The organism is Pseudooceanicola lipolyticus, from assembly GCF_002786325.1.
GTDB classification, from domain to species: Bacteria; Pseudomonadota; Alphaproteobacteria; order Rhodobacterales; family Rhodobacteraceae; genus Pseudooceanicola_C; species Pseudooceanicola_C lipolyticus.
Map to the genome: position 1 here is coordinate 1 of NZ_PGTB01000086.1, position 16,659 is coordinate 16,659.

Annotated in this window: 16 protein-coding genes; 7 read left to right on the forward strand and 9 right to left on the reverse strand. The window is 65.7% G+C overall.

All coding sequences use genetic code 11. The features are described 5' to 3' along the window. Positions 1-161 precede the first annotated feature (161 nt). Complete coding sequence (locus CVM52_RS16650) at positions 162-1,808, forward strand: tetratricopeptide repeat protein (RefSeq protein WP_100163599.1); 1,647 nt, start codon at positions 162-164, stop codon at positions 1,806-1,808. A gap of 306 nt (positions 1,809-2,114) precedes the next feature. After that, complete coding sequence (locus tag CVM52_RS16655; RefSeq protein WP_100163600.1) at positions 2,115-4,067, forward strand: TonB-dependent receptor plug domain-containing protein; 1,953 nt, start codon at positions 2,115-2,117, stop codon at positions 4,065-4,067. 67 nt (positions 4,068-4,134) lie between these two features. Here the strand turns inward: CVM52_RS16655 and CVM52_RS16660 are convergent, their stop codons facing one another. After that, complete coding sequence (locus CVM52_RS16660) at positions 4,135-4,611, reverse strand: MarR family winged helix-turn-helix transcriptional regulator (protein WP_100163601.1); 477 nt, start codon at positions 4,609-4,611, stop codon at positions 4,135-4,137. 108 nt (positions 4,612-4,719) lie between these two features. On the opposite strand from CVM52_RS16660, the gene CVM52_RS16665 reads away from it, so the two are divergent. Genes CVM52_RS16665 through CVM52_RS16680 form a run of 4 tightly spaced genes read left to right on the forward strand, consistent with a single transcriptional unit; the run spans position 4,720 to position 8,237 of the window. Beyond that, the gene (locus tag CVM52_RS16665; RefSeq protein ID WP_205964977.1) at positions 4,720-5,628 is read left to right on the forward strand and encodes a siderophore ABC transporter substrate-binding protein; all 909 of its coding nucleotides are present in this window, start codon (positions 4,720-4,722) and stop codon (positions 5,626-5,628) included. Continuing rightward, positions 5,625-6,557 carry an ABC transporter permease gene (locus CVM52_RS16670; RefSeq protein WP_240620985.1) on the forward strand — a complete coding sequence of 311 codons (933 nt, stop codon included), beginning with the start codon at positions 5,625-5,627 and terminating at the stop codon, positions 6,555-6,557. The genes CVM52_RS16665 and CVM52_RS16670 overlap by 4 nt, the downstream gene beginning before the upstream one ends. Then, entirely contained in the window at positions 6,547-7,488 is a 942-nt protein-coding gene (locus CVM52_RS16675) for an iron chelate uptake ABC transporter family permease subunit (RefSeq protein ID WP_100163602.1), read from the forward strand. Before CVM52_RS16670 ends, CVM52_RS16675 begins: the two co-directional genes overlap by 11 nt. After that, a complete protein-coding gene (locus CVM52_RS16680) occupies positions 7,485-8,237 on the forward strand; it encodes an ATP-binding cassette domain-containing protein (RefSeq protein WP_100163603.1) in 753 nt (250 codons plus the stop codon). The genes CVM52_RS16675 and CVM52_RS16680 overlap by 4 nt, the downstream gene beginning before the upstream one ends. Before the next feature lie 118 nt (positions 8,238-8,355). Here the strand turns inward: CVM52_RS16680 and CVM52_RS16685 are convergent, their stop codons facing one another. The 8 genes from CVM52_RS16685 to CVM52_RS16720 all read right to left on the reverse strand — a co-directional run bounded on the left by CVM52_RS16685 (position 8,356) and on the right by CVM52_RS16720 (position 16,113). After that, positions 8,356-9,093: a tyrosine-protein phosphatase gene (locus CVM52_RS16685; protein WP_100163604.1), complete on the reverse strand. Its 738-nt coding sequence runs from the start codon at positions 9,091-9,093 to the stop codon at positions 8,356-8,358. Continuing rightward, on the reverse strand, positions 9,090-9,908 hold the full coding sequence (locus CVM52_RS16690) for a carbohydrate ABC transporter permease (protein WP_100163605.1): 819 nt from the start codon (positions 9,906-9,908) through the stop codon (positions 9,090-9,092). Before CVM52_RS16690 ends, CVM52_RS16685 begins: the two co-directional genes overlap by 4 nt. Beyond that, on the reverse strand, positions 9,898-10,836 hold the full coding sequence (locus CVM52_RS16695) for a carbohydrate ABC transporter permease (RefSeq protein ID WP_240620986.1): 939 nt from the start codon (positions 10,834-10,836) through the stop codon (positions 9,898-9,900). Before CVM52_RS16695 ends, CVM52_RS16690 begins: the two co-directional genes overlap by 11 nt. Positions 10,837-10,922: 86 nt before the next feature. Continuing rightward, on the reverse strand, positions 10,923-12,224 hold the full coding sequence (locus tag CVM52_RS16700) for an ABC transporter substrate-binding protein (protein ID WP_100163607.1): 1,302 nt from the start codon (positions 12,222-12,224) through the stop codon (positions 10,923-10,925). A gap of 38 nt (positions 12,225-12,262) precedes the next feature. Further along, a complete protein-coding gene (locus tag CVM52_RS16705) occupies positions 12,263-13,135 on the reverse strand; it encodes a metallophosphoesterase (RefSeq protein WP_100163608.1) in 873 nt (290 codons plus the stop codon). Continuing rightward, entirely contained in the window at positions 13,105-14,241 is a 1,137-nt protein-coding gene (locus CVM52_RS16710) for an ABC transporter ATP-binding protein (protein WP_100163609.1), read from the reverse strand. The genes CVM52_RS16705 and CVM52_RS16710 overlap by 31 nt, the downstream gene beginning before the upstream one ends. Before the next feature lie 69 nt (positions 14,242-14,310). Next, positions 14,311-15,006, reverse strand: coding sequence for a TetR/AcrR family transcriptional regulator (locus CVM52_RS16715; protein ID WP_100163610.1), 696 nt, complete (start codon positions 15,004-15,006; stop codon positions 14,311-14,313). A 78-nt stretch (positions 15,007-15,084) separates the two neighbouring features. Then, complete coding sequence (locus tag CVM52_RS16720; protein ID WP_100163611.1) at positions 15,085-16,113, reverse strand: tyrosine-type recombinase/integrase; 1,029 nt, start codon at positions 16,111-16,113, stop codon at positions 15,085-15,087. Positions 16,114-16,395: 282 nt separating this feature from the next. Here CVM52_RS16720 and CVM52_RS16725 point away from each other — a divergent pair. Next, a partial coding sequence (locus CVM52_RS16725) for a precorrin-2 dehydrogenase/sirohydrochlorin ferrochelatase family protein (RefSeq protein ID WP_276308643.1) occupies positions 16,396-16,659 on the forward strand: 264 nt, incomplete at its 3' end.

A 16,659-nucleotide genomic window follows, 5' to 3' on the forward strand; every position in this document is an offset into this window, starting at 1 on the left:
CGGGCCAACCGCGCCCGGCCCGATGCGGCTCAGCCCGCTGCGGCGCTGCCGCGGGCCAGCGCCACCTGACGGGCGTGCCGGGTCGGACGGTTCGCATCGGGCGCTATCGAAATGGCGGCCGATGCGGTATGATCGCACCAGGCGAGGGGAGGGCGCCGATCATGGAATATTACGACCTCGGGTCCTATTCGCGGCCGGTCTCCACCGCCTCCGCCGAGGCGCAGCTTTGGTTCGACCGGGGCCTCGCCTGGACCTATGGCTATAACCACGAAGAGGCGATCGCCTGTTTCCGCAGAGCGCTTGAGGCGGATCCGGGCTGTGCCATGGCGCAATGGGGCATCGCCTATTGCGCCGGGCCCAATTACAACAAACCCTGGGTGGCCTTCGAAGCGCCGGAAAAACCCGAATGCGTCGCCATGGCGCAGTCCGCGATCGCGGCCGCGCAGGCCCGGCTGGACCAATGCACCCCGGTCGAACGCGCGCTGATCGAGGCGATCGCCACCCGCTATCCCGACACGGCGGATGTGGAGGATTTCGGCCCCTGGCATGACGCCTTTGCCGAGGCCATGCGCCAGGTCTGGACCGGCCACCGCGACGATCCCGACATCTGCGCGATCTTTGCCGAAGCGCTGATGAACCGGACGCCCTGGCAGCTTTGGGACCTGCCCAGCGGCCAGCCCGCCGCGGGTGCGGATACGCTGGAGGCGATCTCGGTTCTGGAGGCCGCCTTCGACGACCTGCCCGGCGCCTGGCAGCATGCCGGGCTGCTGCACATGTATATCCACCTGATGGAAATGTCGCCGCATCCCGAGCGGGCGCTGCGCCACGGCGATGCGCTGGGCGCGCTGGTGCCCGATGCCGGGCACCTGCTGCATATGCCGACCCATATCGACGTGCTCTGCGGCGATTACGTGAATGTGGTGCTGCGCAACGAGGCGGCGATCGAAGCCGACCGCAAGTTCCTGGCCCGCGACGGCGCCGACAATTTCTATTCGGTCTACCGCTGCCACAACTACCATTTCCGGATCTACGGCGCGATGTTCCTGGGCCAACCGGCAAAGGCGCTGGCCTCGGCCGAGGAACTGGTCGCCACCCTGCCCGAGGCGACGCTGCGGCCCTTGGCCGACTGGTTCGAGGGCTTCATCCCGATGAAACAGCACGTGCTGATCCGCTTCGGGCGCTGGCAGGACATCCTTGATCAGGACCTGCCCGAAGACCCGGAGCTGTATTGCGTCACCCTGGCGATGATGCGCTATGCCCGCACCGTCGCGCTGGCCAATCTGGGCCGGATCGACGATGCCAAGGCCGAGAAGGATGCGTTTGAACAGGCGTTGGCCCGAGTCCCGGAAAGCCGCATGTTGTTCAACAACACCTGCCGCGACATCTTGAGCGTCGCCGAACAGATGATGCTGGGCGAACTGGCCTACCACGCCGGCGCGCATGACACCGCCTTTGCCCATCTGCGCCGCGCGGTCGAGATCGACGACGCCCTGCCTTATGACGAGCCCTGGGCTTGGATGCAGCCGACCCGCCATGCGCTTGGCGCGCTTTTGCTTGAACAGGGGCAGGTGGCCGAGGCCGAAGCGGTCTATCGGGCGGATCTGGGGCTCGACGCCACGTTAAGCCGCGCCTGCCAGCACCCCGGCAATGTCTGGAGCCTACACGGCCTGCATGAATGCCTGACCCGGCGGGGCGAAACCGCCGAGGCCCGGCATATCAAGCTGCAGCTCGACAAGGCCGCCGCCCGCGCGGATGTCGCGGTGAAAGCCTCGTGCTATTGCCGCGGGCGGCTTGCGGCGGCGGAATAGGTCAACCGCCGCCATCGCGTGAGAACCTTTCGCTCAACACATGCAAGGCGGTGGCGGGCAAGGTCATCACCTTGAAAAACAAGTAAAGAGATTGCCGTCGCGCAGATTGCGCAGCATCGGATACAGACCGTCCGTCGATCCGTCCGGACCCTATGGGGGCAGCCGTCATTCGGCTGTGAACGGGCCATTCGACCGTCGCGATTCATGCACTTGCATGATGATCCAGACTATAATAGTCGGAAATTAATTCGCACGGTCCGCCGCCGCCAGCCGATGCAGACACAATCAGATTGACGAGGGATAATCATGCGGCCATGCGACGGCGCGCTAACGCGCAATTTTCGGACATTGTTTTTAGGGAGCGTCGCCACCATCGGCGCCGGGACGGCGGAGGCACAGGACCAGCGCTATGTGTTCGATCTGGACCCGCTGTTGGTCGAACGCCGGGACACCTTTTCCGGGGCCGCCGACCGCGCTACCTCGATGTACGTCTCCGATCTCGAGTTGGAGCGGGCCCGTACCGGCGATCTGAAGGATGTGTTTGCCGGCATCGCCTCGGTCTCGGTCGGCGGTGCGCTGCCGCTGACCCAGAAAATCTATATCAACGGCGTCGACATGCTGAACCTGGGCGTGACGATCGATGGCGCGGCGCAGAACAACCGCGCCTTCCACCATGTCTCCGCCAATGCCATCGACCCCGGATTGCTCAAGCAGGTGCGGGTGGATGCCACGGTGTCGCCGGCCGATGCCGGGCCTTACGCCCTCGCCGGCTCGGTCGTGTTCGAAACCGTCGATCCCGAAGATGTCGTGCCGGAGGGTCAGAATGTCGGCGGCAACCTGCGCCTGGGGTATTCCGACAATGGCGCCACCCAGCAGGGGGCGCTGACCCTGGCCGGGGTGCACCAGGGGTTTTCCTGGCTGGGTTATGTCAAGCGCGCCGAGGGTGACGATTACCAAAGCGGCGATGGCACCACGATCCTGGGCACCGCTGCCGACCTCTACAGCTATCTCGGCAAGATCGCCTATCAGGGGCCGGAAGGCCACCGGTTCGAACTGACCGGTCAGCAGCTTGATGATCAGGAACTGCGCCAGTTCCGCGCCAATTTCGGCGGACTGGGCGGCGTGGTCGACAACCTGCGTCTGTATGACACCACCCGGTCGAGCTATTCCTTCACCTATGAAAACGTGCTGGCCGATGGCCTGTGGGATCCCAAACTGTCGCTTGGGTATTCGGAAAGCGAAATCATCATTCCCGATCCCTGGGACAGCAATGGCCGTTCGGGCACCTGGTCGGCCAGCCTGCAGAACACCTTCAATCTGGGCGGCAACAACACCGTTGTTGCCGGGATCGACCACCAGAAGCGCTTTGGCAACTACACCAGCCCGACCTTTGGCGAGGATTATCGCGAAGAGTCGAAGGTCTACGGCATCTTCGCCCAGGCCCGCCTGGAACCGACGGATCGGCTGAACCTGTCCTTCGGTGCCCGTTTCGATCATCAGGAATTCACCGGGCTGAACACCGCCAGCCTCGACAATTCGGGGATGTCAGGCAATATCTCGGCGACCTATTGGCTGAGCGATACCTTCGCCATCCGCGGCGGCCTGTCCTCGGTTTTTGGCGGCATCGATATCGAGGACAACTATACCTACCTGCCCAGCTGGACCTATGCCACGCTGGAGCCGTCGCGCGCGAAAAACGCCACGCTGGGGTTTGATTGGGAACCCGGCAATCTGAAGCTTGGCGGCGAAATTTTTGTCACCCAGATCGACAATGCCCGCAGCGGCATCTCCAATTTCGATTTCGAAAGCCGCGGCTTCAATCTCGGAGCGACCTATGGCTGGTCCAGCGGCTTTGCGCGGGCGACGCTGTCGCACAGCGATGTCGAGGTCAACGGATCGCCCTCCGACACCTATTCGGCGCAGGATTTCGGCGCTCCGCTGGGCACGGTCATGGCCTTCGAGATCGAGCAGGACACCGGCCTCGACGGGTTGAGAGTTGGCGGCGGCCTGGATATCGCGCTGGACTATTCCACCGACAGCACCGGCAGCGAACTGGACCTCGAAGGCTACGAGGTGGTCAGCCTGTTTGCCGAATACACGCCGCCGGCGCGCCAGAACCTGACCATCCGGGCCGAGATTTCCAACCTGTTCGACACCGAATATGCCGATCGCGCCAGCTATGGCGCCGATTACCTGTCGGTCACCACGCTGAAAGAGCCGGGGCGCACCGTTTCCCTGGTCGCAATCGCCCGTTTCTGACGTGACCCGCGCAGCTGTTGAACCCTTGTCCTTGCACCGGCCGGAAACGGCCGGTGCAAAAGTGTGTTCAGGGATACAGCCGGATCAGGTAGCGGACGATGTGATAGGCCTCCTCGGTCGAGAGCCGGGTGGCGAATTCTTCCCGGATGATACGGGCATAGACCGGCCACATCGCCGCGTTCTTGTCGCGCCCCGCCGCGGTCATCATCACCCGTTTGCTGCGGCCCGGCCCGAGGGTGGCGGCGCTGCGGATCAGGCCCAGATCCTCCAGCCGCGCGACATGGCGCGACAGCGCATATTGCGGGCAATAAAGCCGGCGTTCGAGATCGGCCATGACAATGCCGCTGTCGCCGGCCCGGTCGATCTGAATCAGGATCTCATGCCAGATCGGATCGCCGATGCCTTGGTCCCGCAACTCGCGGGCGATCCGGGCCATCGTGCTGCGCTGGATCCGCAACAGGTTGATCCACAGCCGGCTGTAAGCGATTTCGGGGTCGGTATCGCTTTCGAACAGGACCGCGCCGGGTCTTGTCTGATCCGCCATCCTGCATGTCCTTCCTGTCAGCGGAGGCGATCGCGCATCGCTCGATTTCCCCGCCCCCCTGTCGCCCGCACGGGGCGGTGCAAAAACCATAGCTTTTGGGAGTCCTAGGTGAAACGATCAATTTTCGCGCTGCCGCTGATCCTGGCCATCGGCGTTTCCGCAGCATCGGCCGACTCCGTCACGATCGAGACCTTTCGCGGCCCGGTCGAGATCGAAACCGCACCGCAATCGACCTTTGTCTACGATATGGCCGCGCTGGATACGCTGGATGCGCTGGGGGTGACGAATATCACCTCGGTCAGCCAGACCTATCTGCCCTACCTGTCGGAATATCAGGGTGAGGCTGGCACGCTATTCGAACCGGATATCGAGGCGATCCATGCCGCTGCGCCGGATCTGGTGATTTTGGGCGGACGGTCGATTGAACATCTGGAAACCGTCCAGCGCATTGCTCCGGCCGTCGACATGACGATCTGGGGCACCGACCTGGTGGCGCAGGGCCTGGACCGGCTGGCGGCATACGGGACGATCTATGGGCTGCAGCCGCAGGCCGCCGAACTGCGCCAGCAGGTCGAGGCGGCGCTGGCCGACACGCGGGCAGCGGTGGCCGGCCAGGGCAACGCGCTGATCGTGATGACCAATGGCCCCCGCATTTCGGCCTATGGCAGCGGGTCGCGTTTTGGGTGGCTGCACGCCTATCTGAACCTGCCCGAGGCAGTGCCGGATTTGGAAGACACCACCCATGGGCAGGCGGTGTCCTTCGAATTCCTGCGCGAAGCCGATCCCGACTGGTTGCTGGTGATCGACCGGGTGGCCGCCATTGGGGGCGAGGGCGCCTCGGCGCAGGTCACGCTGGACAACGCGCTGGTGCGCGAAATGCGCGCCTGGCAACAGGGACGGGTGATCTATCTGGACGCCGGGGCGCTTTACATCGCCGGCGGCGGGGTTCAGTCGATCCTGGCAGCGCTGACCACCCTGCGCACGGCCTTCGATGCGGAGGCCCGGGTTTCCGAGTGACTGCAGGCTGGAAACTGGCGGTGCTGTTTGCCGGGCTGATCGCTGTCAGCCTGGCGCTGGGCGCGGCACGGCTGGACCAGGACGCGCTGTGGCTGCTTGCGGTCAGCCGCCTGCCACGCACCGTGGCGGCAATGCTGGCTGGTGCCGCACTGGCGGTGGCCGGGGTGATCATGCAGATGCTGGCGCGCAACCGCTTTGTCGAACCGGCCACGGTGGGCACCGCGCAAGCCGCCGGCCTGGGGCTGGTGCTGGTGACGCTGGCGGCGCCGGCAGCGGCAATCTGGGTCAAGATGCTGGTCGCGACCGTTTCCGCGCTGGCCGCCACGGCGGGGTTCATGGCGCTGGTGCGGCGTCTGCCGCCGCGCGACCCGATGCTGGTGCCGCTGACCGGGATCGTCTATGGCGGGATACTCGCCGCCCTGGCCGTGTTCCTCGCTTTCGAAAACGACATGCTGCAATATATCGAGGTCTGGACCAGCGGCGAGCTCTCGGGCGTGATGCTGGGGCGCTATGAATTCCTGTGGCTGGCCGGGGCGGCCACGGTGCTCGCCTATGCCTATGCCAACCGCTTCACCATTGCCGGTATGGGCGAAGAAATGAGCCTGTCGCTGGGGCTGAACTATGCCCAGGTGATGGCGCTGGGCCTGGCCATCGTCTCGGTGGTCACCGCGGTCACGGTGGTCTCCGTCGGGATGTTGCCCTTTGTCGGGCTGGTGGTGCCCAATATCGCCAGCCGCCTGGCCGGCGATCACCTGCGCCATTCGCTGCCCGGGCTGGCGGCCTTCGGCGCTGCGCTGGTTTTGGCCTGCGATATCCTCGGCCGGGTGATCTGGTATCCCTACGAGATCCCGGTTGGCACCATCCTGGGCGTGGTGGGGGCGGCGGTCTTTCTCTGGCTGCTGCAGGGGAGGCGCGCCCATGCGGCTTAGCCTGCTGGCCGCGGCGGGCGGCTTCTATCTTGCCGCTGCCGGCCTGTTCCTGACGCTGGGCGCGCGGGGGGACTGGGGCTTTATCCTGGCCTTTCGGGGTGAAAAGCTGCTGGCGTTGACGGTGGTGGCCGCCGCCGTGGCGGTCTCGACCATCGTGTTCCAGACCATCACCGGCAACCGTATCCTGACGCCGGCGATCATGGGGTTCGATGCGCTTTATGTGCTGATCCAGTCGGTGCTGGTGCTGACCTTTGGCGGCGCCGGATTTGCCGCCTTGCAGGGGGCGCCGCTCTTTGCCCTGGAAACCCTGATCATGATCGGCGTGGCGACGCTGCTTTTCGGCCTCATGTTGCGTCGCAGCGCGGATCTGCACCGCCTGGTTCTGACCGGTATCGTGCTGGGAATCCTGTTGCGCAGTCTCAACGCGCTGGTTGCGCGTCTGATCGACCCGTCGGAATATTCCTATGTCATTGCCAATTCCTATGCCCGCTTCAGCTCGATCGACAGCGATCTGCTCTGGATCACCACCGGCGTGACCATGGCTGTGGCCGGGCTGATCCTGGCCATGGCGCGGCGCTTGGACGTGATCGCCCTGGGCCGCGACAGTGCGATGGTGCTGGGGGTCGAACATCGGCGCGCCGCCCAGGGGCTGATGGTGCTGGTGACGCTGCTGGTGGCGGTGTCGACGGCGCTGGTTGGACCGATCGTGTTTTTCGGCCTGCTGGTCTCGGCCATTGCGCATCAGCTGGCGGGAACCTGGCGGCATGCCACGCTGCTGCCGCTTGCGGCGCTGATCGCGGCAGGGTTGCTGGTGCTGTGCCAGGCGCTGTTTGAACGGGTCCTGCAATTGCAAAGCACGGTCACCGTGGTGATCGAAGGGGTCGGCGGGCTGGTGTTCATCCTGCTTCTGTTCCGCAGGGCGCGCGCATGATCGGTTGCCAGGAATTGAACTACAGCACCGGCGGCAAGCGCATCCTGGACCGGGTCTCCGCCAGCGCACCTTCCGGCGCGATCACCGCGCTGGTGGGGCCGAACGGTGCCGGCAAGTCCACGTTGCTGGCGATGCTGGGTCGCATGCTGGTGCCGGACAGCGGCATGATCCGGCTGGGCGGCGAAAATGCCGCCGCGCTTGCGCGCGCCGCCTTTGCCCGACGGGTCACGACGCTGCGCCAGGCCACCCGCATCACGCCGCGCCTGACGGTGCGCGACCTGGTGGGCTTTGGCCGTTACCCGCACAATCCCGGCCACCTGACCGCCGCGGATCGCAAGATCGTCGATGCCTGCCTGCAGGACCTGGCACTGAGCGACTTGGCGGAACGTCACCTCGACACCCTGTCGGGCGGTCAGCAGCAGCGCGCGCTGATCGCCATGGCGCTGGCACAAGAAACCGAGGTTCTGCTGCTGGACGAGCCGCTGAACAATCTCGACCTGACCCATGCCCGCCGGGTGATGCAGATTCTGGCGCAGCGCAGCCGGTCCGGACGCACGGTTGTCACCGTGCTGCATGACCTGACCATCGCCGCGCGCTTTGCCGATCACGTTATCGCCGTCAAGGACGGCCAGGTGCTGAACGAGGGCGCGCCGGCGACGGTGTTCACCCCCGAGGTGCTGAGCCAGCTGTATGATGCCCAGGTCGAGGTGCACCTGATCGATGGCAAGCCGGTGATCCTGCCGATCTGACAAGATGGTGAAAGCCCGACCCGCCGCGATCCGGCCGGGAGGCGGGCGGCTGCGGTCAGGCGAGGGCGCGGGCCGGCAGGAAGCCGGCCGAGCCGCCTGGCGGGTGTGGCGCCGAACGCTAGAGCATCCGCGCCAGCCGATCCAGGCTGTCGGCGTCCAACCCGGTGGCGGAGAGATAGCCGGCGACGGAGCCGTGGTGGCTGTCGATCCAGGTCAGGACCTGTGCCATCGTGGCGGCATCGGATCGCAGCGCCTGCTCGACCAGGGCCGGCTCGTCCCCCCGCAAAAGGGCGCGGGCACGCAGCCGCGCGAGCAGATCCGCGCCCAACGTTGCGGTGGCGGCATAGTCCTGCACGATCTGTTCATACTCGACCTGATTCAGGGCCAGCAGCAGCGCCGCGATCAGGCCGGTGCGGTCCTTGCCGGCGGTACAGTGAAACAGCACCGGCCTGTCGCCGGGCTGGGCGATCAGCCGGAACACACGGGCAAACTGTGCCGGCGCCTGTTTCAGCGCCAGGATATAGCGATTGGCCAAGCCGGCCTGGGGCGCCTGGCGCAGGCACTGGGCCAGAGGTGCAAGCCCTTCGAACAGCGACACCTCACGGCGGCCCGGATGGGTGTGGAACGGGCCGGGAATCGCGGCGACCTCGGCGGGTGACCGCAGGTCGATGACGTGGTCAACCCCCGTGCGCAGCAAGGCAGCCTCGCCGGCGGCGCTCAGGCCATCCATCCCGCAGGCCCGATAGGCCCGGCCGCGCCGCGTGGTGCGGCGATCATCGCGCAACAGGCCGCCCAGGTCGCGGATGTTGTGCACGCCATCCAGTTGCAGTTTCCGTGCCGTGCTCGCTTCGCTCATTTGATCCCCGATTTCATAAAGCTTTCAATGACCTGCCGGTGTAGCACCAGATAGATCGCCAGCACCGGTAGCGAGGCAAGCGTCGCCGCCGCCATCAGCGCGCCCCATTGATTGCCCTCCTGCGACATGAACATCTGCAGGCCGATCTGCACCACGGCATTGTCGATCTTGCGGATCAGAAGCAGCGGCCAGAAATATTCGTTCCATGCCGATATGAAGGCCAGGACGCCCAGCGACGCCAGCGCCGCCCGCAGGTTGGGCACCACCACCTGCCACAGGATGCGCCAATGGCCGGCGCCGTCCATGCGGGCGGCTTCGATCACCTGTTTGGGAAAGGACTTCATCGCGTTGTACAGCACCAGCACCGCAAAGGCGGCGGCGGCATTGGGCAGCACCAGCCCGGTCAGGCTGTTCAGCAGGCCCAGCTTGGTGGCCAGGACATAATTGGGGATCATCGTAACCTGGAATGGCACCAGCCAGGACAGGGCGATCAGGCTGTGCACCAGGTTGGACCCGCGAAACCGCCATTGCGTCAGCGCATAGGCGGCAAACAGCGCCGTCGCGATCTGTGCCAGCGCGGTCGCGGCGGCCATGAGCAAGGTGTTCCACAGCATCCGCAGCATCGGAATCACCTCCAACACATAGGCAAAATGCTCCAGGCTGGGCCGCGTCGGCCAGAGCGTGGTCGAGAACAGCTCGGTTTCCGGACGCAACGCGGTGGCCACCATCCAATAGACCGGCACCACCGCCACCAAGGCAAGCAGCACCATGACGGCATGGGTGGCCAGGCCGGAGAGGGCGGGTTTAGTTGTCATGGAAGGCAAGCTTTCTGGACAGGGTCAACAGGGCCAGCGCGATCAGCCCGAACACCACGAAGGTCATCACCCCCGCGGTGGCGCTCCAGCCGGCGGAAAACGTTTGGAACCCATATTTCCACATCAGGAAGAACACGTTGGTGGTCGAGCCCAGCGGGCCGCCATCGGTGATCGCGTTGATATAGACAAAACTCCACTGCGCGCCGAACAGGATGGTCATCATCGTCAGCAGCAGGATCGTCGGCGACAGCAGCGGCAGGCGGATATCGCGAACGATCTGCCAGCGTGTCGCCCCGTCCATCCGCGCGGCCTCGACATAGCCGGGATCGATGGTGCCATTTGCGGCCGACAGCAGCAGCGTGGCAAATCCCATCAGCTTCCAGCCGGTGATCCAGACCATCGTCCAAAGCGCGATGTCGGGGTTCTGGAAAAAGCTGACCGGATCGGCGCCGAGCGCGGTGATGATCCGGTTCACCAGCCCGTAATCCTCGTTCAGCAGCCAGCGCCACAGCACCGCGGCGACGATGGGCGGCACGATCATCGGGATGAAGATCAGCGCGCGGTACAGGTTGCGCAGCGGCCCGCCCAGGTCCTGGGTCAGGATCGCCACCGCCAGCGGCACCAGAACCGAAAGCGGCAACAGGCCCAGCACGTACCACAGGGTGTTCCAGGCGGCCTGCCGCAATTCCGGCAGCGCCAGCAGATTGCGGTAGTTTTCCCAGCCGACCGGGCGCGGCGTCGCGGTGGGCAGCATGTTCCACTGGGTGAATGACAGTTGCACCGCCTGGAACAGGGGGAGGTAGATCCAGACGAACAGCACTGCCAGGGTCGGGGCCAGGTACAGCCACGGTGCCAGGCGCAGGCGCGGCAGCAGGCCGTTGCGCGCAGGCGTCGTCACGGCGGTCTCGGCGGTCATGATATGGCTCAACGGTCCGTCGCTCCGGGAATCCTTGGGAAAGGGGCCGGGCAGCCCGGTGGCGGGCCGCCCGGCGGGGTCACTCAGGCGTCAGCGTCTCAGCCGTCGGCCGGCATCAGTTTCTGCGCGTCGTCCTGGGCCTTGCGCAGCACCTCATAGGGGTCGCCGTCGCCCAGCACCGCCTCGGCCGCGGCATCTTTCATCATGTTCTCCACCTGGCGATAATTCGGTCCGGTGAAAGCGACATTCGGCGTCAGGCGCTTCAACTGTTCCAGGTTCGGCTTGATCATCGGGTTGGCTTCGACCCAGGGCTTCAGATACGCCGGGTCGTCGACGATATCGATGCGCAGCGGCAGATAGCCGATCCGCGAGGTGATCTGGGTATAGGCGTGTTTGGAGGTGAGGAACTTCATCAGTTCCCAGGCCGCGCGCTGCTTGACCGGGTCCTGGCTGAGCACATACAGGGCCGAGCCGGAATTGGTCGGCGCGGTGGGCTTGTCGCCGAAAGACGGCATCGCGGCGACGTCCATTTCGAATTTGCCTTCCGACATCTTCTGGAACCGCGACTGCACCGCCGAAGTGAACAGGAACATGCCCAGATCGCCTGCGGCAAAGGTGTCCATATGCGAGGCCACGTCGATATTGGCATAGGCGCCGCTGTCGCGCAGATCGCGCAGCATCGCCACCGCATCGGCGGCGGGCTGGTCGGCAAAGGTCAGCTTGTTGCCCTCGCGCACCTTGCCACCGTTCGACATGACGATCGACTGGTAGACAAAGGTGCCGTCAATCGGGCCGAAGGCGCCGGGGAAAAAGCCGTGCTTGCCGGTTTTTTCCCGGATCGCGATGCCGGCCTCTTTGACTTCGGCCCAGGTTTTCGGCGGATCCTTCGGATCCAGCCCCGCGGCGCGGAACAGGTCGGCATTGATGAACAGCACCGGGGTCGAGAACGTATAGGCCAGGCCATAGGTCTTGCCATCGACCTTGCCCAGATCCAGCCCGTTTTCGACCATGCCGACAGAATGTTCGACCAGCTCCGCGCCGGTCAGGTCCTCCAGCGGCTGCGCCCCAAGGTCGGTGGCCGCGTAGATCAGGTCGCGGAACACCAGCTGGGCGACATCGGGTTCCAGCCCGGCGACGATATCGGCCTGCACCCGGCTGAGGATCTCGTTCGAGGGGGCGGCAATGGGCTCGACGGTGATCAGCGGATTGGCGGCCATGAAGTCATTGACCAGGTCAAGCGTGGTGTCCTTGCCGACGCCGGCCGAGGCCAGGTTGTAGGAGTAGAAGCTGATGGTGACCGGCTCGGTCACCTCGGCGGCCATCTCGGCCCGGACGGCGGGCAGGCCAGCGCCAAGCGCGGCGGCGGCAAGGCCGAGTCTAAGAAGTGTTCTGCGAAACATGTCTGAACCTCTTTGTCAGGTTGGGGGAAGGGGGGTGCCTATTCGGCTGCCGTGCTGGCATTTCTGGCCTGGGCCGCCGCCTCGATTTCGGCGGCCCGTTCGCGCAACATGGCAAGCGGATAAACGTTCAACTCGGCGCGGTCCGACGGCAGCGGCACCAGCGCCATCGTCAGGCCGGACCGGCGGATGCGGCCAATCCCGAAGGAGGCGCCACGCACCATGCGCAGCCGGTCGGTGGCCAGGATATCGGTGGCCGCGTGCTGGCCCATGCCGACGATCACCGGGATCCCGTGCCAGACCGAAAACCGGTCGTGGTGGATATGGCCCGACAGGATGCCGCGAATGTCATGCCCGCGCAGGGTTTCGGCCAGGCGCTGGCTGTCCTCGAAGCGGATGCCGCGCCAGAAATCCTCGTCCGGCGTATCGCCCAGCATTGGCGGGTGATGTATCACGATCAGCTTGGGCAGGTCGGCGTGATCGGCCAGCCGCGCCTCCAACCAGTCGAACTGGGCCGGATCCAGCGCACCGCTGATGGCGCCGGGCACCGAGCTGTCCAGCACGATGATATGCACGCCGGCGATCACCTGGTCGTGGTCATAGGGTGCGCTGCTGCCGGTTTCGTGACCCAGCATGCCCTCGTAAAAGCCTTCCCGGGTGTCGTGGTTGCCGAGCGCAAACAGGATCGGCATGTCCAGCGCCGCAAGCGCCGCGGCCAGCTTGCGATAGCTGGGCGCATCGCCGGAATTGGCCAGGTCGCCCGAGGCGATCACGAAATCCGGCTTGGGATCGATCCGTTGCACCTGGTCGATGATCTGCGCCATGGTGGCATCGGTGTCGGAATGCAGATGCGGGTCGTCCGGTTCGCCGAAATGCAGGTCGGTCAGGTGAACGAAGGTTGGGTCATGTCCCATGCGGGCGCTCCTTTGGTCTTGGGGGCGGAAGGGGCGTTCAGCGGTTCGATCCGCTGGCCGGTTTCACCGTGAAAAAGATGGGCTTGCGCCGGGTCGGGCCGGACCGCGAAACCGCACTGCGGCAGCGCGCTGTCCGGCGGAACGGCCAGCACCAGGTCCAGTCCGGGTGCGCAGGCGTGCAGGTGCAATTCGGTGCCGACATCCTCGCAGAGATCGGCGGTGAATTCGGGGCTCTCTGCCTGTAGTTCTGCGGGCGTCAGCGCCGCGGGGCGCAGGCCCAGGGTGATCGCGGTGCCCGGTGCCAGCGGCCAGCGCAGCCCCGGGCAGGGACGCCAGCCCAGCGCCAGTTCTGCCGCGCCATCCTCGGCGATGCGGCCCGGCAAAAGGTTCATTGCCGGGGTGCCGATGAAACCCGCGACGAAGGCGGTCGCCGGGCGGCGATAGATCTCTTGCGGGGTGCCCAACTGTTCGATGCGGCCGCCATTCATCACCACCATGCGGTCGGCCATCGTCATCGCCTCAAGCTGGTCATGGGTGACAAAAACCGAGGTGGTGCCAAGCTGCCGGTGCAGCCGCTTGATCTCGATCCGCATCGAGGCCCGCAGCTTGGCGTCCAGGTTGGACAGCGGTTCGTCGAACAGGAACACCGACGGGTTGCGGATCATCGCCCGGGCCATCGCCACGCGCTGGCGCTGCCCGCCCGACAATTGCGCCGGCTTGCGGTCCAGCAATGCCTCAAGTTCCAGCAGGCGGGCGATCTCGGTCACCCGGGCGCTGCGTTCGGCGCGTTTCACGCCCTCGACCCGCAGGCCATAGCCGATATTGCCCGCCACGCTCATATGCGGGTACAGCGCGTAGTTCTGGAACACCATCGCGCAGCCACGGCGGCCGGGATCGACGCGGTTCATCACCCGCCCGTCGATTTCAACGGTGCCCGAGGTGACCTCTTCCAGCCCGGCGATCAGCCGCAGCAGGGTGGATTTGCCACAGCCCGACGGCCCCAGGATCACCAGGAATTCGCCCGAGCCGATTTCGAGGTCGACATTGTTGACGACGGCCGGGCCGCCGAAACTCTTGCTGATGGAAGAAAGGCGGATATCCGCCATGCCGCGCCCTTTCCCTGTCTAGGTTCTGGGGCGTGCTAACCCGATTCCGTATCCCGCAGGTGACGCCGCTCAAACGGTGTTTGAGCGCCGCCCGGCGGCAGAGGCCGAGGGCGCGAGGGTGCGCACGGCCTGGTCCGGGCGGCTGAACATCGGCGCGATGATGCGGCACAGTTCGTCGATCAGGTCTTCGGCGTCCAGCGCGCCGATCTGCCCCTCGGTCAGCACCGCGCAACGGTCGGCATGGCGGGTGAACTGCGACCTGACCCCCAGCGCCGCTGCCAGGCGCCAGGTGATCTCGCCGTGATCGTACCAGGGCGCGGCCCGGCCCAGATAGTCGGCGAAGATGCGGTGATGGGTGATGTCCTGCACCATTTCGTCGAAGATCTCCGGCTTGTCCGAAAGTGAAGACAACCGGTTGAGATAGAGAAACACCGCATAGGGGCTGGCCGGATCCAGGCTCCACCGTACCGAGGTGCCGATCAGGGCGCGCAGAATGTCATGCACGCCCGGCGCCTTCGGCGCTGCCCGGTCGATGACAGCCTGCAGCTCGGCCAGCCGTTCCTGGTTCAGCCGGCGATAGACCCGCCGCGCGGTGGCGACGCCCAGCTGTTCCAACGAGCCGAAATGATAGGAGACCGAGGCGACGTTGCAATCGGCCTCGGCGGTGATCCGGCGCACCGATATCTGCAGCGATCCATGTGCCTCGCGGATGACCTTTTCGGCCGCGTCCAGCAGGCGAAGTCGGGTGTCGGAGCCATTTTGCATGACCGGCAGTGTCGCATGGCGATGTGACGTTTGAATGTCGCCGCGGCCCGCACCTGCAGGGCGCGGGACATTTCGGCGCTACAGCCCTGCCGCCTTGGTCAGGTTGACGCGGAACCGGTCGCGGCGGCGCTGATAGCGGCGCGTCATCTCGGCCGAGGCATGGCCGAGGTGTTTCTGCACATAGCGTTCGTCCACCTCGGCCGACGAGGCCAGCCCGGCACGCAGGGAATGGCCGGAATAGAGCGCGAGGCGTTCCTTTTCCGGCAGGTCGGGCCGCAACCCGGCGGCCAGCACCGTCTGTTTGATCAGCCGCGCGACATGCTTGTCGGTCAGCCGCGCCTCCTGCGCGCGCTTGCCATCGCGCGAGGTGCGCACGAAAACCGGGCCGAAATCGATCTTGGCAAAGCTCAGCCATTGTTCCAGCGCATGGACCGGGCAGGTCTGGTCGCTTGAACCGCGGCCGACCTCGACCTCGCGCCAGCCGGTCTTGGCGTTCAAGGTCAGCAACAGGCCGCCCTCCAGGAACTCGATCCAGCCGCCCGAATCCGGCGTGTCGTCCTTTTGCACATCCAGGCTGACGATTTCCGACCGCCGCAGCCCGCCGGCATAGCCCAGCAGCAGCATCGCCCGGTCGCGCAGCCCGCGCAGGTCAAAGGGCAGGGTGGCGACCATGGCGCAGATATCCTCGGCCAGGATCGCCTCTTTCTGCACCGGCGGCCGGGCATGTTTGCGCCGGATTCCGGCCAGCACCGCCGAGATATGCCGGTCTTTGCGGTCCAGTTCAAAACCGCGCTGGCGATAGCCCCAGGCCAGCCCGGACAGCCGCCGTTCAATCGTCGACACCGACAGCGCCTTTCCCTGCGGCGAGGCGCAATCGGTGATATAAAGCCCGATCAGCTCGGGCGAGGGCGGCAGCGGATGGGTGCCGCGCATCCGGCACCAGCGGGCAAAATGCGCCCAATCCTTGCCATAGGCGGTCAGGGTGTTGTCCGCCGCCGCGCTGCGGGCATAGTCGCGGGCAGTATCGACCAGCCGATCAAGCGTGCCGGAACCGGCGACATGGTCGGGCAGGGCGTGGCCGGGGCGGGGATTATGCGGGTCATCCATGGCCGGAACTATACGCAACAGGTCCGATAAGGCAATTGCCGGAGGCCGTGGCCCGGGGCGGCGCAGGTCGGCAGTTGCCCAATGAACAGGCACTTCCCGGAGTCCGCGCCGCGCTGCGGCGGGAATCCCTTGCCTTCACGTCACCCGCGCGCGTAGGGCTGGGGTGGCGACAACGGCGTCGCTGATTCCCAAAGTACGGGTTCTGGGCAAGGCTGCTCGACAGGTCACGACAGGTGTCGTGGCAATGTCGGCGGCCTTTTTCGTGTTGCGAGGTCACAGATCATGAAGAACTTTCCGATGTTCCTGCGGATGGACGGACGCCGTGTCGTGCTGTGTGGCGGCGGTGAAGAGATCGCGCGCAAGTCCCGCCTGGTGCTGCGGACCGAGGCGCGGCTGACCATCATCGCGCCCGAACTGGACAGCGAACTCCGCGGCCTGGTCGCCACGGGGCGCGCCGATCACCAGGCCGCGCTGGGCGCGGACAGTTTCGACAACGCCGCGCTGGTCTTCATCGCCACCGGCGATGCCGACCGCGACGCCGACCTC